This is a genomic window from Streptomyces sp. RLB3-17 (assembly GCF_007113425.2).
Lineage (GTDB): Bacteria > Actinomycetota > Actinomycetes > Streptomycetales > Streptomycetaceae > Streptomyces > Streptomyces mirabilis_D.
The window spans coordinates 6,228,107-6,253,171 of record NZ_CP041610.2; the positions used below are offsets into that span (position 1 = coordinate 6,228,107).

The 25,065-nt window shown below is 69.8% G+C and carries 24 protein-coding genes, 1 tRNA gene and 1 pseudogene; 15 read left to right on the forward strand and 11 right to left on the reverse strand.

Annotated elements, in window-relative coordinates; all coding sequences use genetic code 11:
* The first annotated feature begins 2 nt into the window (after nucleotides 1-2).
* The 6 genes and pseudogenes from FNV62_RS28275 to FNV62_RS58050 all read left to right on the forward strand — a co-directional run bounded on the left by FNV62_RS28275 (nucleotide 3) and on the right by FNV62_RS58050 (nucleotide 5,832).
* On the forward strand, nucleotides 3-737 hold the full coding sequence (locus FNV62_RS28275) for a flavoprotein (RefSeq protein ID WP_107309102.1): 735 nt from the start codon (nucleotides 3-5) through the stop codon (nucleotides 735-737).
* Nucleotides 734-1,687, forward strand: a complete 954-nt coding sequence (locus FNV62_RS28280) for a hypothetical protein (protein WP_143627504.1) — start codon at nucleotides 734-736, stop codon at nucleotides 1,685-1,687. The genes FNV62_RS28275 and FNV62_RS28280 overlap by 4 nt, the downstream gene beginning before the upstream one ends.
* 33 nt (nucleotides 1,688-1,720) lie before the next feature.
* Nucleotides 1,721-2,032: a hypothetical protein gene (locus tag FNV62_RS28285; RefSeq protein WP_143627506.1), complete on the forward strand. Its 312-nt coding sequence runs from the start codon at nucleotides 1,721-1,723 to the stop codon at nucleotides 2,030-2,032.
* 1 nt (nucleotide 2,033) lies between these two features.
* The gene (locus tag FNV62_RS28290; protein ID WP_143602456.1) at nucleotides 2,034-3,797 is read left to right on the forward strand and encodes an ABC transporter ATP-binding protein; all 1,764 of its coding nucleotides are present in this window, start codon (nucleotides 2,034-2,036) and stop codon (nucleotides 3,795-3,797) included.
* A 115-nt stretch (nucleotides 3,798-3,912) separates the two neighbouring features.
* A pseudogene (locus tag FNV62_RS55860) lies at nucleotides 3,913-4,398 on the forward strand (L-tyrosine/L-tryptophan isonitrile synthase family protein); the annotation flags it as partial.
* Nucleotides 4,399-5,172: 774 nt separating this feature from the next.
* A complete protein-coding gene (locus FNV62_RS58050; RefSeq protein ID WP_225900878.1) occupies nucleotides 5,173-5,832 on the forward strand; it encodes a transposase family protein in 660 nt (219 codons plus the stop codon).
* 92 nt (nucleotides 5,833-5,924) lie between these two features.
* On the opposite strand, the gene FNV62_RS28305 is transcribed toward FNV62_RS58050, so the two are convergent.
* The 3 genes from FNV62_RS28305 to FNV62_RS28315 form a co-directional block, all read right to left on the reverse strand.
* Nucleotides 5,925-5,998 (reverse strand) — tRNA-Pro (locus FNV62_RS28305).
* 28 nt (nucleotides 5,999-6,026) lie between these two features.
* Nucleotides 6,027-6,827 carry a Pr6Pr family membrane protein gene (locus FNV62_RS28310; protein WP_143627508.1) on the reverse strand — a complete coding sequence of 267 codons (801 nt, stop codon included), beginning with the start codon at nucleotides 6,825-6,827 and terminating at the stop codon, nucleotides 6,027-6,029.
* A 297-nt stretch (nucleotides 6,828-7,124) separates the two neighbouring features.
* Entirely contained in the window at nucleotides 7,125-8,051 is a 927-nt protein-coding gene (locus FNV62_RS28315; protein ID WP_097285638.1) for a metallophosphoesterase, read from the reverse strand.
* A gap of 154 nt (nucleotides 8,052-8,205) precedes the next feature.
* Here FNV62_RS28315 and FNV62_RS28320 point away from each other — a divergent pair, with 154 nt between their 5' ends.
* Nucleotides 8,206-8,670: a GatB/YqeY domain-containing protein gene (locus tag FNV62_RS28320; protein WP_060901596.1), complete on the forward strand. Its 465-nt coding sequence runs from the start codon at nucleotides 8,206-8,208 to the stop codon at nucleotides 8,668-8,670.
* 199 nt (nucleotides 8,671-8,869) lie between these two features.
* On the opposite strand, the gene FNV62_RS28325 is transcribed toward FNV62_RS28320, so the two are convergent.
* Nucleotides 8,870-11,173, reverse strand: coding sequence for a transglycosylase domain-containing protein (locus FNV62_RS28325; RefSeq protein WP_054237398.1), 2,304 nt, complete (start codon nucleotides 11,171-11,173; stop codon nucleotides 8,870-8,872).
* Between the two features lie 408 nt (nucleotides 11,174-11,581).
* Between FNV62_RS28325 and wblA the strand changes: the two genes are divergently transcribed.
* Nucleotides 11,582-11,920 carry a transcriptional regulator WblA gene (gene wblA, locus FNV62_RS28335; protein WP_028799159.1) on the forward strand — a complete coding sequence of 113 codons (339 nt, stop codon included), beginning with the start codon at nucleotides 11,582-11,584 and terminating at the stop codon, nucleotides 11,918-11,920.
* A 234-nt stretch (nucleotides 11,921-12,154) separates the two neighbouring features.
* Here the strand turns inward: wblA and FNV62_RS28340 are convergent, their stop codons facing one another.
* Nucleotides 12,155-13,588 carry an ArsA family ATPase gene (locus FNV62_RS28340; RefSeq protein ID WP_143602460.1) on the reverse strand — a complete coding sequence of 478 codons (1,434 nt, stop codon included), beginning with the start codon at nucleotides 13,586-13,588 and terminating at the stop codon, nucleotides 12,155-12,157.
* Nucleotides 13,585-14,562 carry an ArsA family ATPase gene (locus FNV62_RS28345; RefSeq protein ID WP_054237400.1) on the reverse strand — a complete coding sequence of 326 codons (978 nt, stop codon included), beginning with the start codon at nucleotides 14,560-14,562 and terminating at the stop codon, nucleotides 13,585-13,587. The genes FNV62_RS28340 and FNV62_RS28345 overlap by 4 nt, the downstream gene beginning before the upstream one ends.
* A gap of 94 nt (nucleotides 14,563-14,656) precedes the next feature.
* On the opposite strand from FNV62_RS28345, the gene FNV62_RS28350 reads away from it, so the two are divergent.
* From FNV62_RS28350 to FNV62_RS28365, 4 genes are all read left to right on the forward strand, one after another.
* Nucleotides 14,657-14,818 (forward strand): DUF4177 domain-containing protein, encoded by a 162-nt coding sequence (locus FNV62_RS28350; RefSeq protein ID WP_143608830.1) that lies wholly within the window; start codon nucleotides 14,657-14,659, stop codon nucleotides 14,816-14,818.
* Nucleotides 14,815-15,285: a RidA family protein gene (locus FNV62_RS28355; protein WP_054237401.1), complete on the forward strand. Its 471-nt coding sequence runs from the start codon at nucleotides 14,815-14,817 to the stop codon at nucleotides 15,283-15,285. The genes FNV62_RS28350 and FNV62_RS28355 overlap by 4 nt, the downstream gene beginning before the upstream one ends.
* 109 nt (nucleotides 15,286-15,394) lie before the next feature.
* Nucleotides 15,395-16,264, forward strand: coding sequence for an NUDIX hydrolase (locus tag FNV62_RS28360; RefSeq protein ID WP_097285640.1), 870 nt, complete (start codon nucleotides 15,395-15,397; stop codon nucleotides 16,262-16,264).
* Nucleotides 16,261-17,091 (forward strand): MBL fold metallo-hydrolase, encoded by an 831-nt coding sequence (locus tag FNV62_RS28365; RefSeq protein ID WP_054237403.1) that lies wholly within the window; start codon nucleotides 16,261-16,263, stop codon nucleotides 17,089-17,091. The genes FNV62_RS28360 and FNV62_RS28365 overlap by 4 nt, the downstream gene beginning before the upstream one ends.
* Before the next feature lie 166 nt (nucleotides 17,092-17,257).
* Here FNV62_RS28365 and FNV62_RS28370 read toward each other — a convergent pair whose 3' ends face one another.
* Nucleotides 17,258-17,932, reverse strand: a complete 675-nt coding sequence (locus FNV62_RS28370) for a Crp/Fnr family transcriptional regulator (RefSeq protein WP_006382668.1) — start codon at nucleotides 17,930-17,932, stop codon at nucleotides 17,258-17,260.
* A gap of 303 nt (nucleotides 17,933-18,235) precedes the next feature.
* On the opposite strand from FNV62_RS28370, the gene nth reads away from it, so the two are divergent.
* The 3 genes from nth (at nucleotide 18,236) to FNV62_RS28385 (ending at nucleotide 21,450) form a co-directional block, all read left to right on the forward strand.
* Nucleotides 18,236-19,297: an endonuclease III gene (nth, locus tag FNV62_RS28375; RefSeq protein WP_097285641.1), complete on the forward strand. Its 1,062-nt coding sequence runs from the start codon at nucleotides 18,236-18,238 to the stop codon at nucleotides 19,295-19,297.
* Nucleotides 19,298-19,577: 280 nt separating this feature from the next.
* Nucleotides 19,578-20,237, forward strand: a complete 660-nt coding sequence (locus tag FNV62_RS28380) for an NUDIX hydrolase (protein WP_054237516.1) — start codon at nucleotides 19,578-19,580, stop codon at nucleotides 20,235-20,237.
* Nucleotides 20,238-20,250: 13 nt separating this feature from the next.
* Nucleotides 20,251-21,450: a MarP family serine protease gene (locus FNV62_RS28385; protein WP_097289113.1), complete on the forward strand. Its 1,200-nt coding sequence runs from the start codon at nucleotides 20,251-20,253 to the stop codon at nucleotides 21,448-21,450.
* 60 nt (nucleotides 21,451-21,510) lie between these two features.
* Here FNV62_RS28385 and FNV62_RS55865 read toward each other — a convergent pair whose 3' ends face one another.
* The 4 genes from FNV62_RS55865 to nhaA form a co-directional block, all read right to left on the reverse strand.
* Nucleotides 21,511-21,690 (reverse strand): hypothetical protein, encoded by a 180-nt coding sequence (locus FNV62_RS55865; RefSeq protein ID WP_075033566.1) that lies wholly within the window; start codon nucleotides 21,688-21,690, stop codon nucleotides 21,511-21,513.
* Between the two features lie 150 nt (nucleotides 21,691-21,840).
* On the reverse strand, nucleotides 21,841-22,791 hold the full coding sequence (locus FNV62_RS28395) for an alpha/beta fold hydrolase (RefSeq protein ID WP_054237406.1): 951 nt from the start codon (nucleotides 22,789-22,791) through the stop codon (nucleotides 21,841-21,843).
* Nucleotides 22,788-23,264, reverse strand: coding sequence for a phage holin family protein (locus FNV62_RS28400; RefSeq protein WP_054237407.1), 477 nt, complete (start codon nucleotides 23,262-23,264; stop codon nucleotides 22,788-22,790). The genes FNV62_RS28395 and FNV62_RS28400 overlap by 4 nt, the downstream gene beginning before the upstream one ends.
* Nucleotides 23,265-23,453: 189 nt before the next feature.
* Nucleotides 23,454-24,854, reverse strand: coding sequence for a Na+/H+ antiporter NhaA (nhaA, locus tag FNV62_RS28405; RefSeq protein WP_143602462.1), 1,401 nt, complete (start codon nucleotides 24,852-24,854; stop codon nucleotides 23,454-23,456).
* Between the last annotated feature and the right edge of the window lie 211 nt (nucleotides 24,855-25,065).

Here is a 25,065-nt window from a genome sequence, read left to right on the forward strand (position 1 = left end):
CCATGAACGACGCCGCTTCCGCACTGCCGAACCAGGCGCCGCCAGCATTCACCGGACGCCGGCTGCTCTACATCGGCACCGGTGCGCTCGGCGTGATGTTCATGCCGATGTGGCTGCACTGGCTGCGCAGTTCGTATCCGGACGTGGAGCTGCGGACCGTCATCACGCGGTCCGCCACGCGGTTCGTCACGCCCACCACGCTGTCGGTCTTCGGCGGGAAGCAGCCCGAGCTCGACGTCTGGTCGGACGAACCGGAGACGAGCGCACCGCACGTCGAGCTGGCGCACTGGGCCGACACGGTCATCGTGCATCCGGCGACGTTCCACTTCACCAGCCGCCTCGCGCTGGGCGCCGCGGACACCCCCGCCATGCTCGCCCTGCAGTGCGCCCAGGTGCCCGTGGCACTGGCGCCCGCATTGCCACCCGGCGCGATCACCTCGCCGGCGTGGCAGCAGCACGCGCGGGCCCTGGCCGAGCGGCCGAACGTCACGGTGGTGCGGCCCCACCCCGGGATGAGCATGACGACGGGGAAGCCGGGCGCCATGACGGCCGCCCCGCTGACGGAGGTCATCCCGGCGCTGGAGGAACTGCGCGCACGGCTGGCGGCCGCGAACGGCACCGAAGCCACGGGGAACGCGCGGGACGCCGGACAGGCCCGGGCCACGCAGGCCCCGGACTGTACCGGGGAAACGGACCGTACCGGGTGTGCGGACCGTGCGGAGGCGACCAGGGCATGACGACGACCCCGCTCACGGCTCCGCTGGTCGACGCGTTCGCCACCGGGTTCCTGCGTACGGCGATCCACCGGCTGCCCGCGGGCGGCTACCTGTGGGTCCGCCGCCCCGGCGCCGACCGCCCCACACCGCTGACCGGACCCACGCCCGGGGCCCGTGCCGCCCTTGATTCCCTGCCGCCGTTGTCCTCCCCGGGGGTCTGCCTCGCGCTGCCCACCACGGAGTCCGACGCCCTCCACTACCCGGCACCGGGCGCCGACTCCGTCGCCAAACTCCTGTGGACGGACCTCACCCCCGCCGCTACCGCCCACCTGGCAGCGGTCCTGCACGGCACGGGCCGCCTGCTCCGAGCTCTGCACACGGCTCCGGGCGGAACCGCAGAGACCGACCGGACCGGCCCCGGCGGCCCCGCACGGCTCGCCTCATGGATGGACAGCGGCACGGGCCCGCGCTGCGCCCGGCAGCTGCACGGCGTGCTGCGCGACCGCCTCGGCGACGCGCGCTGGAAGACCGTACGGGCCTGGTGCCACGCCCTCACCGAGCCCTCCCCCGGCGGCGGCACCCTCCTGCACGGGGCGCCGAGCACCGGCGGCCTCGTGCCCAGCCCGGCCGGCACTGACGCGGCGCTGTTCACCGGCGAGGACATCACCCGCGGCCCCGCAGGATTCGATCTCGGCTGGCTGCTGGGCGAGTTCCTGGAACTGCGGATGACCACGGCCGCAAGGGCGCTGCACCGCCCCGTCCTGACCGACCTGCCCGCCGCCCTGCTCGACGGATACGGAGCGGGCGCCGATCCCGGTACCACGGGAAGGGCGGCCGTGCTGCGCATCATGACGCATGCGCACGACTTCGCCGCCTACGTCGGGTGGCACGCCGAACTCGATTTGTACGCCACCACGTTGCCCCGCTATATCGACACCGAAGGCCACGCCGCACTCGACGGCACGGCCTGAACCACCGCACCCGCCACCCGAAGGGATCCCGCCATGCGCTCCACCAAGCACCTCAACCTCGTTGTCCTGCACGACCTCGACGCCGCCCGCGGCGCCATCGAGGAGGCACTGGCCGGCGCGGACCCGGCCGACGCGCCCGGCCTGCGCCGGGCGCTGTCCATCCTGGAGGCCTCCGCCCACAGCGACGACGACCTCAAGATCCGCTGGGCGCGGCAGTACCTGGCCGAGGCCGGCGTGCCCACCGGTGACACCTCCACCCACGCGATCCGCGAACTGCGCCGCGCCGTGCCGAAGCTGGGCCTCGCGGAAGCCGTCGAACTGGTGACGCTGGCGGCGAAGCACTGAGATGGGACGACACCGCGACGCCCCGGCGCCCGCCGCCACGGTCCGTATCGGCGCCGACATCGTGCGCCGCAGCCCGCTGCAGCTCGCGGCGGCGCTGCTGCTGGCCGTGGTGTCCGCGGCGGGCACGCTGGCCGTGCCACTGATCGTCAAGGACGTCATCGACGCCTTCGCCCGGGACGCGTCGATCACCTGGCCGGTCACGTTGATGGCAGGTGCCGCGTTCGGCGCGGCCCTCGCCTCGGCCGGATCCGGCTATCTGCTGGCGCGCCTCGGCGAGTTCATGATCCTGCGGCTGCGCGGCCGCATCATGGACCACACGCTGCGCCTGCCAGTGAACACCGTACGGGCGCAGGGCGCCGGCAACCTCGTCGCGCGGATCACCTCCGACGCGATGCTGCTGCGCGCGGTCATCGACGTCGGTGTCGTCCAACTGCCGCTCGCCACCCTGACGGTGGTGTCCACCCTCGTCATCATGGCCGTCCTGGACTGGCTGCTGGTGCTGATCACCATCGCGTCGTTCGCCGTCGCAGGCGTTGCGATCGGCGTCGTCCTCATCCGGGTGAAGCGCAACGTCATCGATCAGCAGGCCGCCATCGGCGGGCTCGCCCAGCGCTTCACGGCACACCTCGCCGCGCTCGCGACGATCAAGGCGTACCGCTCGGAGGGCCGGTCCGCCGCGCAGCTGGGCGAGGACGCGCAGGAGCTGACCGGCACCTCGCTGACAGGGGCCCGGCTGCAGTCGCTGATCTCACCCGTGATGGGGCTCGGGCAGCAGATCGCACTGGTCTCGGTGATCATCGGCGGCGGGGTGCGGATCGCGCACGGCGAGCTGTCGACGCCGGACTTCGCGGCGTTCCTGCTCTACCTCCTCCAGCTCGTCTCGCCCGTCACGATGGTCGCCACCGGCGTCGGCCGGCTCCAGGCCGGACTCGCCGCGAAGGCCCGCTTCAACGAACTCCTCGCCCTGCCGCAGGAGACCGACGATGCGGTCCTCGGAGTCACCGCCCCCGAGCCGCTGCCCGGCGAGGCCGCGGTGTCCTTCGACGACGTGGCCTACTCCTATGCCGGGCCGGGCGGGCCGCCCACCCTCGACCGGCTCTCCTTCACCGCCCCACGCACGGGCCTGACCGCGCTCGTCGGCCCGTCGGGCGCGGGCAAGTCCACCGCGCTCGCCCTCATCGACCGGTTCATGCACGCCGATGCCGGACGGATACGCCTCCTGGGCCACGACGTACGCGCCTGGCCGCTGCCCGAGCTGCGCCGCCGGATCACCTACGTCGACCAGCAGTTCACCCTGCTCGAAGGGTCGGTCCGGGAGAACCTCCAGCTCGGCCGCGGACGCCCGGCCGCCGACCACGACCTCGCCGAGGCACTCGACGCCGTCGGCCTGCGTGAGGACGTCGACGCGCTCCCGGACGGCCTGGACACCGTCCTGGGCCGCGAGAACGACCTGTCCGGCGGGCAGCGGCAGCGCCTCGCACTGGCCCGCGCGCTGCTCACCGACGCCGACGTCGTTCTCCTCGACGAGCCGACGTCGCAGCTGGACAGCATCAACGAGAAGCGGTTCCGGCATGTCGTCGACGACCTGGCCGCCACCCGAGCCGTCCTGGTCGTGGCCCACCGACTCTCCACCGTCCGCCACGCCGACCACGTGGTCATGGTCACGGCCGGTGCGCTCACCGACTCCGGTACCCACGACGACCTGATGGAGCGCTGCGAGCCCTACCGGGAGCTCGTCACGAGCCAGACGGTCGTGGGGACGTGAGACCGGGCCGGCCGGGGCGGCGCCGCCGCCGGCCGACCCGGGGCGGATACGCTTCCGCACTAGTGCTGGGTTCCTTTTTCGTTGGGTATATGTCCTGGTGGCGGGGTGGTTGACGGTGTCCGTCTTCGACCTGCGGGACGTACTAGGCGACCTCCCGCATGACACCATGGTTCACGAGTGCTACGCCCCCACCGTCGACGCCTTGCGCGCCGAGATCCGCGCCAACGAACACGCCCTCGCCCTCTATCGCGGCATCACCCGCTTCCCCGCCGAGGACACCGCTGCCTACCCCGGCACCCGCTCGGCCCTCCAGCGCGAGTGTCGGCAGCGCGTGTACGGCGTCATCCAGCACAGCCGGGCCTGGGGCGACCTGATCGCCGAGCACCACCCCCACGCCGTACGTCTGTCCATCCACACCCAGCCCATCGGGGCTCCCAAGTTCGGTATCCGCCTCCTCGACGCCCCCGACGCCTGGACCACCCCCTGGCACTCGGTGGCCCGATGCCGTACCGATGGCACTTGGACCCTCATGCCCCGAGCCAAGGCAGCTCAGCTGGGCCGGCTGATCCAGCGCGACGGCAGCCCCAGCCACTTCGAGCAGGACCCAGCAGACCCGCCGAACCATGTCGCAAGCCGTCCTGGAACCGCCGCCATCGGCGGCAGCCTGGCGATATGTGGTGGCGGTGGCACCGGCGACGTCGTCGACGTAGAGGTGACCGTCGGAACAGATGACCATCCGGGCTCTGGGCGGGTAGCTCCGCTCGATCGCCACGTCTTCAAGATCGCGCATCCCGCGAGGAGGAAACGCACGCGCGCAAGGGCCGGGATGGGGCCTGGCTGGGGAGCCGTCTGGGAGCCGCTTTCTGAGGTCGGCTCCCAGACGGCTCCCAAAATGGTCCCCGGAACCACTCAGGGTCCCGACTCGCTGAGCGAATCAGACCCCTGACCTGATATTTCTCTGTCGGGGTGGCGGGATTTGAACCCACGACCTCTTCGTCCCGATGAGGGCCGGTCGCTGATCTGGCCTGCACGGATGGCGCTTGTGCTGGGCGGCGGCGTGGTTCCGATTGGGGTCGGATGGTGTGGAGGGGGGTATCGGGAGCGGGTTGGCTCCCAAACGGCTCCCAGAAGGAGCTCTGACGGCCAACCCAGGAAGTTCAGCGAGATCGCACTCGTGATTGTCACCGCTCCGCTCTTGTCAGCGGTCACTTAATTCGGCTCTGTCGGGGATCTTGTGACGTCACCTGCCTGATCTGGGCATCTACCCGGTGTGCGATTCAGGGGGTTTGCGGCGGTTGCTGCCGCATTAGCCGGTGTGGTGGTCGAGTCGATCGAGCGTGCGGCCGGAACGGTCACGTTCTGCGCTCACTCCGCAGTGCCGACGGCGAGGTGCCCAAGATGCAGGGTGGTGTCGTGGCGTGTGCACGGCCGGTACGCGCGCCGGCTCGCTGACGCGCCCGTCGGCGGAGCCCCGGCGGTGGTCGAACTCATGGTGCGCCGGTTCAAGTGCCTCAATCCGCAGTGTCCGGCAGTGACGTTCGCCGAGCAGATCGAAGGGCTGACCAGCTCGCATGCCCGGTACACGCCGCTGCTGCGCACGCTGCTCACGTCGATCGCCGCGTGTCTGGCAGGCCGGCCGGGTGCGCGGCTCGCAGCCGCGCTGAGCATTAGCGTCGCCAAGGGCAAGCTCCTTGAACTCCTCCGGGCGTTACCGGAATTACCACAGATCAGCGTGCGGGTCCTCGGGGTCGACGACTTCGCGCTACGCAAGGGCGACTCGTACGCCAGCCGCCGGGGAGCCGTGCTACACGCTCGGCGTCATCGCTCGGCACCACAACTATGTGGATATCGTCGAGTTGGCCGAGGGGGATCGGGCCAGCGAGGTGCACGCTCGGTGTGCCGGTACGGTCACCGGTCGGCCGCTGACCAAGCCTGCCTGTGCTCTGCGAGGGTGCGCGCGAACCGCGCTGCCGGCGTTGCTGCACTCCGGCGCTACTCCACTTTGTCTCACTCCCGGGGAGTGAGATTTTCATGATCCACTCCCCGCTCACTCCCGAGGCGGTCCGGAGAACGCATCAGGCCCGGTTTCCGTTTCCGGAAACCGGGCCTGACCTGGTGCTATAGCTGTCGGGGTGGCGGGATTTGAACCCACGACCTCTTCGTCCCGAACGAAGCGCGCTGCCAAGCTGCGCTACACCCCGATTGTCACTGCTCTCGCGGCGACGTCGTTTACTTTAGCCCACCGGTGCCCGGAGACGAAATCCGGTTTTCGGGGCGTCGGCTGCCGTGGCGGAACGGGTCGGGGCGGACGTGGTCCAGGGCGATGGCGAGGAGGGCGAGGGCGTAGAAGGCGACGCCGAGGATCGCGGTGTTGCCGAGGATGCCCACGTAGCCGTGCCGGTCGACGTCCACGAAGGGGTAGAGGTAGCGCGCCGGGGTGCCCGGCGGCAGCATCTCTCCGCGGACGAGGGAAAAGACCAGGTAGACGAGAGGGTAGACAAGCCACGTCGTCGCATGCCGGACGGCGAACGGCGCCGGGCGGGTCAGCAGGAGCCAGTCGATCACCGCGGCGATGGGGATCACCGTGTGCAGGATCTGGTTCGACACCGCCTGCCAGCCGGTGTGCGGGGCGATGCCCCCGGTCATGGAGAAGCCGCTGGAGGGGTCCGCCAGGATCAGGTGGTAGACCAGGCCCGTGATCGAGATGTAGAGCAGCGTGCCGCCCATGAGGACCGCGGGCAGCGGGCGACGCGCCGTCCGTGCCCGCCGGGCCGAGGCGACGAAGACCACCGCCACCAGCAGGTTGGCCTGGACGGTGAAGTAGCTGAGCACGTGGAGCGGACTGCCCAGGCGCATCTCGATGGCCGCGCCCGCGGCCGCGACAAGGGCGACCAGGAAGCGGAAGAAGGCCACCAAGGGGCGGCGCACGGGGGCCACCACTGCCGTCGCCGGGACGAGGGAGGGGGGCTGCGGGAGGATGCCCGGTATCGCGGGCAGGTCGGGTATGTCCCTGGGGATCGGGGGGATCATGCCCCCACGCTAAGCATGGGGGGCGAATCGGGCGATATGGGTCACCCGGGCGGGTGACGGCCGAGCGTGGACCCACGCCCCACCAACATCATCATCAACAACATCAACATCAAGCTCTGATCTACCCGATCTACCCGCACGGCGGCCGTCGTCCTGGGCGCCGCTTCCGATCGCCCCCCCGCACACTCGCCCACTACGCCCGACCGCCACACTCCGGCCGACCCGCATCCGTCCGATCTACCGCCGTCCGATCTACCGCCGTCCGATCTACCGCCGTCCGGTCTACCGCCGTCCGGCCTACGGCCGAGCGACCAGCGTCAGCAGTGACGCCTCCGGCGGGCACGCGAACCGTACCGGCGTGTAGCGGCTCGTACCGCAGCCCGCCGAGACGTGCATGTACGACGTCCGCCCCTCCGCCGTGTGCGTGGACAGGCCCTTCACACGGTCGGTGTCCAGGTCGCAGTTGGTGACGAAGGCGCCGTAGAAGGGGAGGCACAGCTGGCCGCCGTGGGTGTGACCGGCCAGGATCAGGGGGTAGCCGTCCGCCGTGAAGGCGTCGAGCGTACGCAGGTACGGGGCGTGGACCACGCCCATCGAGAAGTCGGCCGACTCCGACGGGCCGCCGGCCACCCGCGCGTACCGGTCCCGCTTGATGTGCGGGTCGTCGAGGCCGGTCAGCTCGATCTCGGCGCCCTCTATCTTGAGCGTCCCCCGGGCGTTCGTCAGGTTCAGCCAGCCCGCCGTGTCGAAGCCGTCGCGCAGGTCTTCCCACGGGTTGTGGATGACGCCCACGGCCGGCTTGTTGCCGTTCAGACCGTGGCGCCCCTGGGACTTCTCCAGCAAGTACAGGGCGGGGTTGCGGAGTTTGGGGCCGTAGTAGTCGTTCGAACCGAAGACGTACGCACCGGGGAACTCCATCAACGGGCCGAGGGCGTCCAGGACTTCGGGGACGCCTTCCGGGTCGGAGAGGTTGTCCCCGGTGTTGATGACGAAGTCGGGGCGCAGCCCGGCCAGGGAGCGCAGCCAGCGCTGCTTCTTGCGCTGACCGCTCACCATGTGGATGTCGGAGACCTGGAGGACGCGGAGCGGCCGCATGCCTGGTGGCAGGACCGGGACCGTCACCCGTCGGAGGCGGAACGAGCGGGCCTCGAAACCCGCCGCGTACAACAGTCCGGCGGCGCCCACCGCCGTGATTCCCAGGGGTACTCCGTATCGCGCGCGCATACGTCCATCGTGTCAGACCCCGACAGCCCCGCGTGCCGCCCTGTGGACAACCTCGAACCTGTGGACAGTCTCGCGCCCATCCGACGGCGCGTCCCGGGGCACGGCACTGAAATCAGCAGGCGACCGCCGCACCACACCTGCGACAATCGACGGCATGACCACGCTCAAGTCGAAGCTGCAGGAAGACCTCAACGCCGCCATCAAGGAGCGCGACGAGCTCCGCTCCGCGACGCTCCGGCTGACCCTCGCCGCGATCACCAAGGAGGAGGTCGCCGGCAAGACGAAGCGCGAGCTCTCCGACGACGAAGTACAGAAGGTGATCACCCGCGAGGCGAAGAAGCGCCGCGAGGCCGCGGACGCCTTCGCGCAGGGCGGGCGTCCCGAGTCGGCCGAGCGGGAGAAGGCGGAGGGGGAGGTCCTCGCCACGTACCTGCCCAAGCAGCTGTCCGACGAGGAGCTCCAGCAGATCGTCGGGCAGGCCGTCGAGGAGGCCAGGGCGGCGGGTGCCGAGGGGCCGCGTGCCATGGGCCAGGTCATGAAGATCGTGAACCCGAAGGTCGCGGGGCTGGCCGAGGGCGGCCGTGTCGCCGCCGTGGTCAAGAAGCTGCTCGCGGGCTGAGTCCGAGAGGGACCGGAACCAGTGGTGGAAGACCAGAACCAGTAGTAGACGCGGTACCCGGACCTGTACGAGCACCCACACCCGCACCCGCACCACCCCGCCCACCAAAAGCCGTCGGCCTCGGTGCTCCCCATCAGGGGAGCGCCGAGGCCGACGGCTGTGCTGTGCGGTTCTCTGTCAGCGGTCGTGACGGGGTGGGTTACCCGTGACGACCCCCGTTGCCGTTCTGACCCTGGATGAAGCCCGAGGGGAGCGAGAACGTCGGCGTCGGGAACCCGCCACCGTTCGTGTTACCGGTGGCGCCGGTGGCGCCACTGATGGTGTTGCCGCTGATCGTGTTCCCGTTGACGGTGTTGCCGTTGGTGGTGTTCCCACCGTTCGCGTTGGCGCCGTTGTTCCCGTCGGTCGGGCCATGGCCGTTGTCCTTGGGCTTCTCGTCGGGAATGTCGACGAGGTTGAAGGACGGGGAGTCCTTGCCCACGAGGGCGCCGGTCATGGCGTCCTTCCAGATGGGGCCGGGTACCTGACCGCCGTAGACGAGGTCGTGGTAGACGCCGCCGATGCGGATGCCGGTCATCTTGACGTTCTGCTTGGGGCTGCCGACCCAGACCGCGCCCGACAGGTTCGGCGTGTACCCGACGAACCAGGCGTTCTTGCGCTCGTCCGTCGTACCCGTCTTACCGGCGTTGTCGCGGTCGGAGAGGCCGGCCTGCTGACCCGTTCCGGAGTCGATCACGCCCTGGAGCAGCGTGTTGACGGTGTCCGCGGTCTTCTCGGACATGGCCCGCGAGCAGGTCGACTTCGGGACCTCGAGCGACTTCTCCCTGCCGTCGGCCTTCTGGGTGATCGACTCGATGGCGATCGGCGTGCAGTACATGCCCCGAGAGGCGAAGGTCGCGTACGCGCTCGCCATGGTCAGCGGGGAGATGCCCTTGGAGCCGAGGGTGATGGCGGGCACCTCGGGCAGCTTGTCGCCATTGCCCTGCACGACGTGCAGCTTGTCGGTCATCTTCACCACGGGGCAGATGCCGATGTCCGAGATCATCTGCACGAAGTAGGTGTTGACCGACTTGGCCATCGCCGTCTTCAGCGCGTACGGGCCCTTCTCCTCGGTGCTCTCGTTCGACAGCTTCTCGTTGGTCAGGTTGGTCCAGGGCTTGCTGCTGCACGTCTGTACGGGGCTGGGGTAGGCCATCTCGTACGGCGACGGGTACTGCTGGGTCGCCGGCCGGCCCTCCTCCAGCGCGGCCGCGGCCACGAACGGCTTGAAGGTCGAACCGGTCGGGAAGCCGTAGTTCGAACCGCCCATGTCACGGTCGACCGAGTAGTTGTACTCCGTCTCGTTCTTCCCGTAGCCGTACGGCCTCGACTGGCCCATGCCGACGATCTTCCCGGTGCCCGGCTCGACCAGGGTGGCCGCCGTGGCGACCGAGTCCGACTTGTTGACGTGGGACTTGATCGAGGACTGCACCGACTTCTGCGCCTGCGGGTCGAGCGTCGTACGGATGGTCAGGCCGCCCTGGTTCCAGAGCTTCGCCCGGGCCTCCTTGGTCTTGCCGAAGACCGGGTCGGTGAGGAACACGTTCTCCACGTACTTGCAGAAGAAGCTCGCGCCCTTGACCGCCGTGATGCAGCCGTTCTTGGGCTGGCTGACCTTCAGGCCGAGCTTCGCCTCCTTGGCCTGGTCGGCCTCCTGCTGGGAGATGTCGTGCACCTCGGCCATGCGCTGCAGCACGGTGTTGCGGCGCTTGGTGGCCTCCGCCTCGTCGTTCACCGGGTCGTACCGGCTGGGCGACTGGACGATGCCCGCCAGCAGCGCCGACTCCTGGAGGTTCAGGTCCTTGGCGGGCTTGGAGAAGTAACGCTGGGCGGCGGCCTCGATGCCGTAGGCCTGCTCGCCGAAGAACGTGATGTTCAGGTAGTTCTCGAGGATCTTCTTCTTGCCGAGCTTCTCTTCCAGCTGGATCGCGTACTTGAGCTCGCGGACCTTGCGGCCGAGGGTCTGCTGGGTGGCCTGGGCGACCTTCGTCGGGTCGTCGCCGGCCTCCTCCACGAAGTAGTTCTTCACCAGCTGCTGGGTGAGCGTGGAGGCGCCCTGGGCGACCCCGCCGTTCTGCGCGTTCTGGTTCAGGGCGCGCAGGACGCCCTTCAGGTCGATCGCGCCGTGCTGGTAGAAGCGGGAGTCCTCGATCGCGACGATCGCCTTCTGCATGTACGGCGAGATGTCCTTGAGGTCGACCACCGTGCGGTCGCGCGAGTACACCGTCGCGATCTGACCGCCCTTGCTGTCCAGGATGGTGGTGCGCTGACTCAGCGCGGGACTCTTCAGGTTGTCGGGAATCTCGTCGAACCCCTGGACGGAACCCTTGGCCGCGAGACCGAGCGCGCCCGCTGCGGGCAGCGCGATTCCGGCCATGACTGCTCCAGCGAGCACGCTGACACCGAGGAACTTGGCGGCCTGTTGCGTTGGCGACAGACCACCGCCCGAGCGCTTCTTTGGCATAGGGGCAGCCTACGTTCTCATTCGCCGGACACGCGTATATGCCTTGGCCTAAGCTGCTCTCAACTGTCACAGCAGTATGGCCACGTATCAATACGTCCGGCGACCCCGAATCGTTCCGGAGGTTCCCCAACTTTTTTGGGGAGGTCGTGTCCGAATCAGCCTCATGCGTCACCAGGCGTCCGTTGTGACTCAACTGAACTGTCCCGGTTTGCCGGGATACTCACGTATGTCCGCCGCTCACTCCCCCGGGTGATCTGCCGCTTACGCATAGTCCGTTCGGGCCATTCAAGATTGGGCCCGCAGGGGGTGTTGCGCTGTGCCTGCCTTCCGTAACGTCCTCAACTGGCGGCGGTGAATATGCCGCTGCCGCCGTGGGGGAGCCTCGATTCGGGAGAGGACGGCGCCGGTATGGGCTGGGTAACCGACTGGAGTGCGCAGGCGGCCTGCCGCACTACCGATCCGGATGAACTGTTCGTTCAAGGAGCAGCGCAGAACAGGGCGAAGGCAGTGTGCACCGGATGTCCGGTACGCACGGAGTGCCTTGCCGATGCGCTCGACAACCGCGTCGAATTCGGCGTGTGGGGTGGCATGACGGAGCGGGAGCGTCGCGCATTGCTGCGCAGGCGTCCCACCGTCACCTCGTGGCGTCGCCTGCTGGAGACCGCGCGTACGGAGTACGAGCGCGGCGCGGGCCTGCTGCCCCTCGACGAGGAAGAGGTGTACGAGCGCTACGCGGCGGTGGGCTGAGGGCGCCACGGAGGGCGTCCCGCGCGGCCACCTCGGCCCGCGCCGGACCCACCCGCCGCCTCAGACCCACTCACCGCCTCGGGACCCACTTGCCTCAGGCCATCTCGGGTCGGCCACGGGCTCATGACCATGAGCTCATGACCACGAGCTCAGAACTCAGAGCACATGACTCAGAGCGCATATGACTCAGAGCACATGACTCAGACCCGGCCCCGGGCTCGTGGACGGCGCCGCTCAGGCGTCGGTTTCAGGCAGCTCCGGCCGGTTGGCCGCGAGCCGGTCTCCGATGTCCCGCAGTCCTGCGAGATCGTGTACGTCGCCGGGCAGTGCGGCCACTTCGGCAACCGCCACCTCCGGGTGGAGCGCGGCGAAGCGGTCACGCGTGCGCTGCTCGCGGGAGAGCAGCTGCATGCGCTCGGCGTGCAGCCTCAGCAGGCCTGCGGTGAGTTGTTCGACGGTCCGGTGCCCGTGCGGCGGAGTGTCGGTCGGTGCGTCGGTCCTGTCCGTGGCGTCTGTGCTGTCCGTGGCGGCGGGGGAGCCTTCATCGGAACCGTCGGAGCCGGCTGGACCTTCGGAGCCGTCGGGAGCTGATGTCTCGGAAGCGGGAGATTCTGAACTGCCGTACGTGTCGGGAGAGTTACGAAGTCCAGCTTTCCCGCCCTCCTGATCCACAATGCGGGCGTCGTCAAGATTTTCTACAGCCGTGGATTCAAGATCTTCCGCGGCCTCGGCATCGAGGTTCTCCGCGGCCGCGAGCGCCCGCTCGGCGGAGAGGTGGGCGGCACCGCTGCCGTGCACCCGGTTGAGTACGAGACCGGCGAACGGCATGTCCTCGGCCGCCAGCCGCTCCACGAAGTACGCGGCCTCGCGCAGCGCGTCCCGCTCCGGGGCCGCCACCACCAGGAACGCCGTCCCGGGCGCCTGGAGCAGCTTGTACGTGGCGTCCGCGCGCGTACGGAAGCCCCCGAACGTCGTGTCCATCGCCGCCACGAACGTCTGCACGTCCTTCAGGAGTTGTCCCCCCAGCAGCTTCCCCAGGGTGCCGGTCATCATCGACATCCCGACGTTCAGGAACTTCATCCCCGCACGCCCGCCCAGCTTCGCCGGCGCGGTCAGGAGCCGGATCAGCCGTCCGTCGAGGAAGGATCCGAGCCGCTTGGGCGCGTCCAGGAAGTCGAGCGCCGAGCGGGACGGCGGCGTGTCGACGATGATCAGGTCCCACTCGTCCCGGGCCCGCAACTGCCCCAGCTTCTCCATCGCCATGTACTCCTGCGTGCCCGCGAAGCCCGCCGAAAGCGACTGGTAGAAGGGGTTGTTCAGGATCACGGCCGCCCGCTCGCCGTCCGCGTGCGCCTCGACGATCTCGTCGAACGTGCGCTTCATGTCGAGCATCATGGCGTGCAGCTCGCCGCCCGCGGAGTCGTCGATGCCCTTCACCCGGCGTGGGACGTTGTCGAGGGAGTCGATGCCCATCGACTGAGCGAGTCGGCGTGCCGGGTCGATGGTGAGAACGACCACCTTGCGGCCCCGCTCGGCGGCGCGCAGCCCCAGGGCCGCCGCCGTGGTCGTCTTGCCGACGCCGCCCGAGCCGCAGCACACCACGATGCGGGTGTCGGGGTCGTCGAGCAGCGGGTCGAGGTCGAGTACGCGGGCCGGGTCCAGACTCATGAGATCCCTTGAGTGCGCAGTTCCGTGGCGAGCTCGTACAGGCCCGCCAGGTCCATTCCCTCGGCGAGCAGGGGGAGTTCGTGCAGCGGGAGGTCCTGCTCGGTCAGGACTGCCCGCTGCTCGCGCTCCAGGGTGTGCCGTTCGGCGTACTCCTCGGCCTGTTCCAGGAGAGGCCCGACGAGCCGCTCGGCGTTCCCGCCGCGGCGGGCGCCGCCGAGCCCGGCCGCGGACAGCGACTTGGCGATGGCGCTGCGCGCGACGTCGCCCGTGAGCTCCAGGTCGACGTCGTCCAGGAGCGCGGGCCGCACCATGTTCACGATGATCCGTCCCACCGGCAGCTTCGCCGTCCGCAGCTCGGCGATGCCGTCCGCAGTCTCCTGGACGGGCATCTCCTCCAGCAGCGTCACCATGTGCACCGCCGTCTCAGGCGACTTCAGGACGCGCATCACGGCCTGCGCCTGATTGTGTATCGGCCCGATCTTGGCGAGTCCCGCGACCTCGTCGTTGACGTTCAGGAAGCGGGTGATGCGGCCCGTGGGTGGCGCGTCCATGACGACGTAGTCGTACGCGAACCGCCCGCTCTTGTCCTTCCTGCGGACGGCCTCGCACGCCTTCCCCGTGAGGAGCACGTCCCTGAGACCGGGCGCGATGGTGGTCGCGAAGTCGATGGCGCCGAGCTTCTTCAGGGCCCGGCCGGCGCCGCCCAGTTTGTAGAACATCTGGAGGTAGTCCAGAAGGGCCAGTTCGGGGTCGATGGCGAGGGCGTACACCTCCCCGCCCCCCGGAGCGACGGCGATCTTCCGCTCCTCGTAGGGCAGCGCTTCTGTTTCGAAGAGCTGCGCGATGCCCTGTCTGCCCTCGACCTCGACGAGGAGGGTGCGCTTGCCCTCGGTCGCGAGGGCGAGCGCGAGGGCCGCGGCTACCGTGGTCTTGCCGGTACCGCCCTTGCCGCTGACGACCTGGAGCCTGCTCACGTCTTCGAGCCTAACCAGTCCGCCGCCGTACTACGCAGGAGGCTGTGGACAACGTGCGCGCGAGACCCCCGCGGCAACGACTACAGTCGGCGACATGACCAAGTGGGAATACGCAACCGTGCCGCTGCTCGTCCATGCCACGAAGCAGATTCTGGACACCTGGGGCGAGGACGGCTGGGAGCTCGTCCAGGTCGTGCCCGGGCCGAACAACCCCGAGCAGCTGGTGGCCTACCTGAAGCGCGAGAGGTCGGCATGAGCGGCGCCGTCGAGGCGAAGCTCGCGGAGCTCGGTCTGACGCTGCCGGGCGTCGTACCGCCGCTGGCCGCCTATCAGCCCGCCGTGCAGTCCGGCGTGTACGTCTTCACGGCGGGGCAGCTGCCGATGGTGGACGGCAAGCTTCCGCTCACCGGCAAGGTGGGTGCGGAGGTCACGGCCGAGGAGGCCAAGGACCTGGCCCGCATCTGCGCGCTGAACGCGCTGGCCGCGGTCAAGTCCGTCGCGGGCGACCTCGACCGCATCGCGCGTGTCGTGAAGGTCGTCGGCTTCGTGGCCTCGGCCTCGGACTTCACCGGCCAGCCGGGTGTCCTGAACGGCGCGAGCGAGCTCCTGGGCGCGGCCCTGGGCGACAAGGGCGTCCACGCCCGCAGCGCGGTCGGCGTGGCCGTCCTCCCGCTGGACGCCCCGGTCGAGGTCGAGATCCAGGTGGAGCTGACGGAGGCGTAGGCGGTCGGGACCGGTGGCGGTTTTCTTCGCCCCCGCCGCCCCCACCCCCCGGCCCGGGGATCCCCATGGGCCCCTCGAACATTCGCCCGGCTCGGGATAGCCTCCGGCCATGGCGAATGGGCAGTGGTATCCACCGGAGTGGCCCGAGCGGATCCGCGCGCTCGCGGAGGGCACCCTGATCCCGGTACCCCCCAAGCGCGCGGCCACCGTCATGCTGCTCAAGGACACCCCCACCACCCCCGTGGTGCACATGCTGCGCAGACGCGCCTCCATGGCCTTCGCCGGAGGCGCGTACGCGTATCCGGGCGGCGGCGTGGACCCACGCGACGACGAGCACCAGATCCGCTGGGCGGGCCCCACGCGCGCGTGGTGGGCGAACAGGCTCGGCACCGACGAGACGTCCGCCCAGGCCGTCGTCTGCGCGGCGGTCCGCGAGACGTACGAGGAGGCCGGTGTCCTGCTGGCCGGGCCCACCCCGGACACCGTGGTCGGCGACACCACCGGCGAGGACTGGGAGGCGGAGCGCGCGGCCCTGGTCGCCCGTGACCTCTCCTTCGCCGAGTTCCTCGACCGCCGCGGACTCGTGCTCAGGTCCGACCTCCTGGGCGTCTGGACCCGCTGGATCACCCCAGAGTTCGAGACCCGCCGCTACGACACCTGGTTCTTCGTGGCCGCACTCCCGGAGGGCCAGCGCACCCGCAACGCCTCCACGGAGGCCGACCGCACGGTCTGGATCCGCCCCGCGGACGCGGCGGACGGGTACGACAAGGGCGAGCTCCTGATGATGCCGCCCACCGTCGCGACCCTGCGCCAGCTCATCCCGTACGACAGCGCCGCCGACGTCCTCGCCGCCGCGCCCGCCCGTGATCTGACCCCCGTCCTGGCCAAGGCCCGCCTGGAGAAGGGCGAAGTCGTCCTCGCCTGGCCGGGCCACGACGAGTTCACCAAGCACATCCCGACCGGTGGAGCCCCCGCATGACCGACGCCGCAGCCCTCCCCGGCCAGCCGCGAGGCGGGGTCCTCTCCGGCTCCGCCACCCCGCGCGCCGTCAACGTGCTCGCTCCCAACGCGTCCGCGATGACCCTGGACGGCACCAACACCTGGATCGTCTCCGAGCCGGACTCCGACCTGGCGGTGGTGATCGACCCCGGGCCCCTGGACGACGTACATCTGCGCAATGTCGTGGACACCGCCGAGAAGGCGGGGAAGCGGGTGGCGCTGACCCTGCTGACGCACGGGCACCCCGATCACGCCGAGGGCGCCGGGCGGTTCGCGGAACTGACGGACACGAAGGTGCGGGCGCTGGATCCGGCGCTGCGGCTCGGGGACGAGGGGCTGGCGCACGGGGACGTCATCGCCGTGGGCGGGCTCGAACTGCGTGTCGTACCGACCCCGGGTCACACCGCCGACTCGCTGTGCTTCCATCTCCCGGCCGATCGGGCCGTCCTGACGGGTGACACCATCCTCGGCCGCGGTACGACCGTCGTGGCCCACCCCGACGGCCGTCTGGGCGACTATCTGGACTCGCTGCGGCGGCTCAGGTCCCTCACCGTGGACGACGGCGTGCACACCGTGCTGCCGGGGCACGGGCCCGTCCTGGAGGACGCCCAGGGCGCCGTCGAGTTCTACCTCGCCCACCGGGCCCACCGCCTGGCCCAGGTCGAGACGGCGGTCGAGAACGGCTACCGGTCGCCGGCCGAGGTCGTCGCGCACGTGTACGCGGACGTGGACCGCTCGCTGTGGCCGGCGGCGGAGCTGTCGGTCCGGGCGCAGATGGACTACCTCCGGGAACACGGCCTCATCTAGGCGCCTGGGGGCGTCCAGGAGCGTCCGGGGGCGTCCGGGCGGTGGGTGACGAGAACCGGCCCTACGAGAATCGGCCCTACGAGAACCGGGGATGCCGGGGATACGAGAAGGGCCCCGCTGTGCGGCGAGGCCCTTCAGGTGCGTCGAAAGCCGGCGCGCGGTGCGGTCAGCGCGAGCGCTTCGCGAGGCGCTCCACGTCCAGCAGGATGACCGCGCGGGCCTCCAGTCGGAGCCAGCCGCGGCCCGCGAAGTCGGCCAGGGCCTTGTTGACCGTCTCGCGGGACGCGCCGACCAGCTGGGCCAGCTCCTCCTGCGTGAGGTCGTGCACGACGTGGATGCCCTCCTCCGACTGCACGCCGAAGCGACGGGAGAGGTCCAGGAGCGCGCGGGCCACGCGGCCGGGCACGTCCGAGAAGACCAGGTCGGACATCTGGTCGTTGGTCTTGCGCAGCCGCCGGGCGACGGCGCGCAGCAGCGCGGCGGCCACCTCGGGCCGCGCGTTCAGCCAGGGCTGGAGGTCGCCGTGCCCGAGGCCGAGCAGCTTGACCTCGGTCAGCGCGGTGGCGGTCGCCGTGCGCGGGCCCGGGTCGAACAGCGACAGCTCGCCGATGAGCTCACCGGGGCCCAGGACGGCCAGCATGTTCTCGCGGCCGTCGGGTGAGGTGCGGTGGAGCTTCACCTTGCCCTCGGTGACCACGTAAAGGCGGTCCCCGGGGTCGCCCTCGTGGAAGAGAGCGTCGCCGCGTGCGAGGGTCACCTCACTCATGGAGGCGCGGAGCTCCGCGGCCTGCTCATCATCGAGCGCCGCGAAGAGCGGGGCGCGCCGCAGAACGTCGTCCACGAGTTCTCTCCTTGTCGACCTGCTCAGGGGATCTTGCTCCCCCGTGATACCAGGGGAGCGTGCTCCCCATCTTGCTGGACGGTCCAAACAGTGTGATCAGTCACAAGTCTGCCGCACTGGCGTGCCGGGCAGTGCGGCAGGGGGCCAATTGGGGGCTGATCTTCTGGGTCCGGGGCGGATGTCGGTGGGGGGCTTTAGGCTGGCCGGGTGTCCAAATCGCCGGTGAGAGCACAGGCCAAGGGGGCTGGGCGGGTGGTTGTACGTCGCGATTCCGCTGTGGGCGAACAGAGTTCCGCCGAAGGTATGAAAACGACAAAAGCGGCAAAATCGACACCGGTGAAGCCGGTCGCGAAGAAGGCCGCGAAGAAGGCTGCCCAAAAGGCGACAGCCGCGAGCGGGAAGGCGACAGGCGTGGCCAAGAAGGCGACGGCCACGATCAAGAAGGCGGCTGCTTCCAAGAAGGCGGCGCCTGCCAAGACGGTCGCCAAGAAGGCGGCACCTGCCAAGACGGCCGCTTCCAAGAAAGTGGCGCCTGCCAAGACCGTGGCCAAGAAGGTCGCCCCCGCCCAACCCGCTCCCAAGAAGGCGATCGTCGAGTCCCACGCCGCTCTCGTGCGCCGCGCCCGCCGCATCAACCGTGAGCTCGCCGAGGTGTACCCGTACGCCCACCCGGAGCTGGACTTCGAGAACCCCTTCCAGCTGGTGATCGCCACGGTCCTGTCGGCCCAGACGACCGACCTGCGGGTGAACCAGACGACCCCGGGGCTCTTCGCCAAGTACCCCACGCCCGAGGACCTCGCCGCGGCGAATCCGGAGGAGGTCGAGGAGATCCTCCGTCCGACCGGTTTCTTCCGGGCCAAGACCAAGTCGGTGATAGGGCTCTCCAAGGCCTTGGCGGAGGACTTCGGGGGCGAGGTCCCCGGCCGCCTCGAAGACCTCGTCAAGCTCCCCGGCGTGGGCCGCAAGACCGCCTTCGTCGTCCTGGGCAACGCCTTTGGGCGCCCCGGTATCACCGTGGACACCCACTTCGGCCGGCTCGTGCGCCGCTGGCAGTGGACCGACGAGACCGACCCGGACAAGGTCGAGGCCGCCGTCGGCGCGCTCTTCCCGAAGAGCGAGTGGACGATGCTCTCGCACCACGTGATCTTCCACGGCCGCCGCATCTGCCACGCCCGTAAGCCCGCGTGCGGCGCTTGCCCCATCGCCCCGCTCTGCCCCGCGTACGGGGAGGGCGAGACGGACCCGGAGAAGGCGCGCAAGCTCCTGAAGTACGAGAAGGGCGGCTTCCCAGGCCAGCGCCTCAACCCGCCGCAGTCCTACCTGGACGCGGGCGGCATCCCGGCACCCCCACTGGGCGCCGGATGACGGAACGAACACGGCGCCGCCCGGCGTTGGGGAGAGCAGAACGGGGGTGGCGATGACGCACGCGAGCAACACGCACAGCAGGCACGACGAGCCGGACACACACCGCACGCAGAACGAGACGGGCAAGCACGGCACACAGATCGAACCCGGCACGCACGGCACGCAGAACGAGACGGGTACGCACAGCACACGGAACGAGAAGGGCTCACACCGCACGTACGACGGCCCCGGCGCACACCACCGCACACACGAAGGCCCCGACTCGCAGAACGGCCGGGTCGTGGTGACCAAGGACGGTCTGCCCGCCTGGCTCGACCCGGTGGTGCACGCCGTGGAGACCGTGGAACCGCTCCAGCTGAGCCGCTTCCTGCCGCCGGCGAACGGCGCGGGGCGGCAGTCCGCCGTGCTCATCCTCTTCGGCGAGGGCGCCCGCGGTCCCGAGCTGCTGCTGATGGAGCGCGCCAGCTCGCTGCGCTCGCACGCGGGGCAGCCCTCCTTCCCCGGCGGCGCCCTCGACCCGCAGGACGGTGACCCGAAGGCCGACGGGCCGCTGCGGGCCGCGCTGCGGGAGGCCGAGGAGGAGACCGGACTCGACCCGAGCGGCGTCCAGCTCTTCGGCGTGCTGCCGAAGCTCTACATCCCGGTGAGCGGCTTCGTGGTCACCCCGGTCCTGGGCTGGTGGCGCGAGCCGACCCCGGTCGGCGTGGTCGATCCGGCCGAGACGGCCCGGGTCTTCACGGTCCCCGTGGCGGATCTCACGAACCCCGCCCACCGCGCGACGACCGTGCACCCCAGCGGCCACCGAGGTCCGGCATTCCTGGTCGAATCGGCCCTGGTCTGGGGCTTCACCGCGGGGATCATCGACCGTCTGCTGCACTACGCGGGCTGGGAGCTGCCCTGGGACCGCGAGAACCAGGTCCCGCTCGACTGGCGCGCATGACAGGGTGGCCCCCGTGAACGTGCTGGACATCCTGTTGCTGGTCGCCGCCGTGTGGTTCGCGATCGTGGGCTACCGCCAGGGCTTCGTCGTCGGCATCCTGTCGGTGATCGGCTTCCTGGGCGGCGGCCTCGTCGCCGTCTATCTGCTCCCCGTCATCTGGGGTGCCCTGACAGACGACTCCAAGGTGAGTACGACCGCCGCCGTGGTCGCGGTGATCGTCGTGATCGTCTGCGCCTCCGTCGGCCAGGCCCTCACCACCCACCTTGGCAACAAACTGCGCCGGTACATCACCTGGTCCCCGGCCCGCGCCCTGGACGCGACCGGCGGCGCCCTCGTCAACGTCGTCGCGATGCTCCTGGTCGCCTGGCTGATCGGTTCGGCCCTCGCGGGCACGACGTTGCCGACGCTCGGCAAGGAGGTCCGCGGCTCCAAGGTGCTCCACGGCGTCTCCAGCGCCCTGCCCTCCCAGGCCGACACCTGGTTCGCCGACTTCTCCTCGGTCCTCGCGCAGAACGGCTTCCCGCAGGTCTTCAGCCCGTTCGCCAACGAACCCATCACCGACGTCCAGCCCCCCGACCCGGCGCTCGCGAACAGCCCCGTCGCCATCCGCGCCCAGAAGTCCATCGTCAAGGTGATGGGCACCGCGCAGAGCTGCGGCAAGGTCCTCGAGGGCAGCGGCTTCGTCTTCGGCAACCGCCGCGTGATGACCAACGCGCACGTGGTCGGCGGGGTCGACGAGCCCACCGTCCAGATCGGCGGCGAGGGCAGGAAGTACGACGCCAAGGTCGTCCTGTACGACTGGGAGCGCGACATCGCCGTACTCGACGTACCGAACCTGGACGCGCCCGCCCTCCAGTTCACCGCCAAGGACGCGACCAGCGGAAACAACGCGATCGTGGCCGGCTTCCCGCAGAACGGCGCGTACAACGTCCAGCCCGCGCGCGTGCGCGGCCGCATCACGGCCAACGGCCCGGACATCTACCACCGCGGAACCGTGCGCCGCGACGTCTACTCGCTCTACGCGACCGTGCGCCAGGGCAACTCGGGCGGCCCGCTGCTCACGCCCGACGGCAAGGTGTACGGGGTGGTCTTCGCGAAGTCCCTCGACGACGCCAACACCGGGTACGCGCTCACCGCGGACGAGGTCCAGCCGGACGCCACCAAGGGGCGTGCGGCCGATCAGCAGGTGAACAGCGACAGCTGCGCGCTCTGAGAGCGAAGGGTGACGGGCCGCTTTGAGAGCGAAGGGTGACGAGCGCCGGTGTGCGGGGCCTCAGCCTCGTGGGTGACGCAGCCGTACCGAAACCCAGCGGGCCCGGCGGCGCAAAATGCGCGGGATCCCCACTTGGGGGTCCGCGCCCGGCAACTGCGGGGTGCCCCTCTGATGGGAGCTCAGGCCCGTCGCCGAGCGGCGGTTGCGTGGTGCGTCACTGTAGTCGTGCGTCCAGCCCATACCTCGACGTCTGCCCCTGCCCCAAGGTCGATAACCTCGCCCAAGCCCCCCAATTGGCCTATGCGCGAGGCATTTGGCTGTTCGTAGGACAGGCGTTCGCGTCCGCATACCGGGCGGGCCACGGGCCGCAATCGGACAGTCACCGACGGGTCACCGGTCAGGCTCGGGATCCTTCAGCCAGTTGACCAATTCGGTCGAAAACGCCACCGGGTCCTCTTCGTGGGGGAAGTGTCCGAGACCGTCGAACAGTCGCCAACGGTAGGGCGCTTCGACGTACTCCCCGGAACCGGCCGCACTCCGCGTCCGCATCACCGGATCGAGCGATCCGTGCAGATGCAGCGTCGGCACCCGAACCGGCCGCTTCATACGGCGGTTGAACTGGATCCCGTCCGGTCGTGCCATCGAACGGACCATCCACCGATAGGGCTCGATCGCACAATGCGCCGTCGACGGGATGCACATGGCGCGGCGGTACGTCTCCACGGCCTCGTCGTCCGGCTGTCGCGGCCCCGACCAGTCCCGCACCAGACGACCCACCAGAGCGCCTTCGTCGGCGACGAGTTGGCGCTCCGGGATCCAGGGCCGCTGGAAACCCCAGATGTACGAACCCGCCGCCGACTGCTTGACGTCGGAGAGCATGGCCGAGCGCCAGCGCCGAGGGTGCGGCATGGACGACACGGCGAGGCGGCGGACGAGCTTGGGGCGCATCACGGCCGCCGTCCACGCCAGATAGCCACCCAGGTCGTGTCCGACCAGCGCGGCGTCGGGCTCACCGAGGGACCGTACGACCCCGGTGATGTCGAGCGCGAGGTTGGCGGGGTCGTAACCGCGCGGCGTGCGGTCGCTGCCGCCGACGCCGCGCAGATCCATGGCCACGGCCCGGAAGCCCGCGTCCGCGAGCGCCACCATCTGCCGGCGCCAGGTCCACCAGAACTGTGGGAAGCCGTGCAGCAGCAGGACGAGCGGCCCGTCGCCCATCTCGGCGATGTGGAAGCGCGCGCCGTTGGCGGCGACGTCCCGGTGGGTCACTTCTCTCCCGCCGGGGACGTCGAGCCGCACGACTGAGGTGGGTTGCGCCGAAGGGGTGGCGGGGTCCGTCATGACGTCGAGCGTGCCACAACCTCGACCGCATCACTCACAGGGGCGGTCCGGGGGTGGGGTTTGGCGTTCTGGAGCACACCCGCGGTCTCCTTGACCGAGGCGGCGACCTTCTGCGGGCCCTTGCCCTTTTTCGCCTTCTTCGCGAAGACCAGGCCGATCAGCGCGAGGAAGCCGGCGACCAGCACGTTCGCGGCGAACGACAGGACGAAGCAGATCGCGAGATTCCAGTGGCTCCAGGTCCGGATGCCGTACGCCAGGGCGAAGTTCAGCATCGGGAGGGAGAAGATCAGCACCGCTCCGGCCGCGGAGAACGCGCCGCCGCTGACCGCGCCGCGCTTGACGTCCTGCTTGAGCTGCGCCTTCGCCAGCGCGATCTCGTCGTGCACCAGTGCGGACATCTCGGTCGTCGCCGAGGCGAACAACTGGCCGATGCTGCGTTCGGCGCCGACCGGGCTGCCGTCGGGTGCGCTCATCGCGGACTCCCTCTTCTGTATGTGCCTGCTGTGTACGGGCTGCTCTGTACGGTCCGGCTGCCAACGGTGCCGGCACGGCCTGGCTGCTCCAGTGCCCGTACCGTCTACTGCGGACCGCCCGGCCCCGACCATCCGGCCCCGACCATCCGGCCCTCACCGTCGAGTCCTGACCATCCGGCTCTGCTCAGATCATGCCGGACCGTCGTTCTCCTCGCTTGCCCCGGCTGCCACTTCGGCAAGCCTTCGGTGCTCGGCGGCCTTCCGTTCGTAGATCTCGGCCATCCGCAGGTGGTACGCCGGGTTGTTCTGCTCGTAGATGTCGGGGATGCCGTCGCTGTCCTCGTCGAGCTCCTCGGCCTCGTACAGCGCACGGTACTTGGCGTTGCGTACCTTCAGCAGCGTCGTGGCGAGTACGGCGGCTATGAGCGAGCCGATCAGTACCGCGGCCTTCACTTCGTCGGTGAGTACCGGGTCGTCCTTGAAGGCGAGTTCGCCGATGAGGAGGGAGACGGTGAAGCCGATTCCGGCGAGGGACGCGACGGCGAAGACGTCGGGCCAGACAAGATCCTCACTGAGCGAGGCCCGGGTGAACCGGGCGGCCAGCCAGGTCCCCCCGAAAATGCCCACGGCCTTCCCGACGACGAGCCCCAGCACGACACCGAGTGTCTCGGGGCGCGTGAACACGTCACCGATCGCCCCGCCGGAGACGACGACCCCGGCGCTGAAGAGCGCGAACAGCGGCACGGCGAGCCCGGCGGAAAGGGGCCGGACAAGATGCTCGATGTGCTCCCCGGGTGAGTGCTCCTCGCCCTCGTGCGGGTGGCAGCGCAGCATGAGCCCCATCGCGACGCCGGAGATGGTGGCGTGGACGCCGCTGTTGTACATCAGCCCCCAGATGACGAGAGCGAGCGGCACATACACGTACCACCCGCGTACGCCCTTGCGCAGCAGTACCCAGAACACGCCGAGCCCGACGACGGCCCCGCCCAGCGCGCCGAAGTCGATGTGGTCGGTGAAGAAGATCGCGATGATGAGAATCGCGAACAGGTCGTCGACGACGGCGAGGGTGAGCAGGAAAGCGCGCAGGGCGGACGGCAGGGAGGTGCCGATCACGGCCAGTACGGCGAGGGCGAAGGCGATGTCGGTGGCGGTGGGGACTGCCCACCCGCCGAGGGATCCGCCCCCGATCGCATTGGTGAGGGCGTAGACCAGCGCGGGCACGGCCATTCCGCACACGGCCGCGACGACGGGCAGTATCGCGGCCTTCGGATCGCGCAGATCCCCCGCCACCAGCTCGCGCTTGAGTTCGATACCGGCGACGAAGAAGAACACGGCCAGCAGTCCGTCCGCCGCCCAGTGCTGAACGGACAGGTTCAGCCCGAGCGCGGAGGGCCCGAGGTGGAAATGGCTGACGCTCGCGTAGCTGTCCCGCAGCGGCGTGTTGGCCCACACCAGCGCGGCAACCGCCGCGACGAGCAACAGCACCCCACCGACGGTCTCGGTCCGCAACGCCTCCGCGACGAAGTTCCGCTCGGGCAGGGACAGCCGTCCGAGGAGCTTGCGGTTGTTGGCGCTGGGCGTCGTCGCCACGGCGGGACCTCCGGGTCGTTACGGCTGTTTGCTGACGGCCGTCACGCGGGATCGCTGACGACGCCGCCGACCAGACTTCCCGGCACACCCTGAGGCCACTACTTTACCTTGCCATTACGGCGAGATATTTCGTGTTACGGACATATGGTGCGCAAGAGGGGTGAGCGGTCGCGCAGACGCGCGGGGGCGCGCCTCGGCACCGACGAGGCTG

Coding starts and splice junctions, on each gene's coding strand:
- FNV62_RS28365 (WP_054237403.1), top strand. CDS start 16,261: ATGACCGACGCCGCAGCCCTCCCCGGCCAGCCGCGAGGCGGGGTCCTC.
- FNV62_RS28320 (WP_060901596.1), top strand. CDS start 8,206: ATGACCACGCTCAAGTCGAAGCTGCAGGAAGACCTCAACGCCGCCATC.
- FNV62_RS28360 (WP_097285640.1), top strand. CDS start 15,395: ATGGCGAATGGGCAGTGGTATCCACCGGAGTGGCCCGAGCGGATCCGC.
- nth (WP_097285641.1), top strand. CDS start 18,236: ATGAAAACGACAAAAGCGGCAAAATCGACACCGGTGAAGCCGGTCGCG.
- FNV62_RS28400 (WP_054237407.1), bottom strand. CDS start 23,264: ATGAGCGCACCCGACGGCAGCCCGGTCGGCGCCGAACGCAGCATCGGC.
- FNV62_RS28290 (WP_143602456.1), top strand. CDS start 2,034: ATGGGACGACACCGCGACGCCCCGGCGCCCGCCGCCACGGTCCGTATC.
- FNV62_RS28395 (WP_054237406.1), bottom strand. CDS start 22,791: ATGACGGACCCCGCCACCCCTTCGGCGCAACCCACCTCAGTCGTGCGG.
- FNV62_RS28275 (WP_107309102.1), top strand. CDS start 3: ATGAACGACGCCGCTTCCGCACTGCCGAACCAGGCGCCGCCAGCATTC.
- FNV62_RS28315 (WP_097285638.1), bottom strand. CDS start 8,051: ATGCGCGCGCGATACGGAGTACCCCTGGGAATCACGGCGGTGGGCGCC.
- FNV62_RS28280 (WP_143627504.1), top strand. CDS start 734: ATGACGACGACCCCGCTCACGGCTCCGCTGGTCGACGCGTTCGCCACC.
- FNV62_RS28285 (WP_143627506.1), top strand. CDS start 1,721: ATGCGCTCCACCAAGCACCTCAACCTCGTTGTCCTGCACGACCTCGAC.
- wblA (WP_028799159.1), top strand. CDS start 11,582: ATGGGCTGGGTAACCGACTGGAGTGCGCAGGCGGCCTGCCGCACTACC.
- FNV62_RS28355 (WP_054237401.1), top strand. CDS start 14,815: ATGAGCGGCGCCGTCGAGGCGAAGCTCGCGGAGCTCGGTCTGACGCTG.
- FNV62_RS28310 (WP_143627508.1), bottom strand. CDS start 6,827: ATGATCCCCCCGATCCCCAGGGACATACCCGACCTGCCCGCGATACCG.
- FNV62_RS28340 (WP_143602460.1), bottom strand. CDS start 13,588: ATGAGTCTGGACCCGGCCCGCGTACTCGACCTCGACCCGCTGCTCGAC.
- FNV62_RS28325 (WP_054237398.1), bottom strand. CDS start 11,173: ATGCCAAAGAAGCGCTCGGGCGGTGGTCTGTCGCCAACGCAACAGGCC.
- FNV62_RS55865 (WP_075033566.1), bottom strand. CDS start 21,690: ATGGGCTGGACGCACGACTACAGTGACGCACCACGCAACCGCCGCTCG.
- FNV62_RS28350 (WP_143608830.1), top strand. CDS start 14,657: ATGACCAAGTGGGAATACGCAACCGTGCCGCTGCTCGTCCATGCCACG.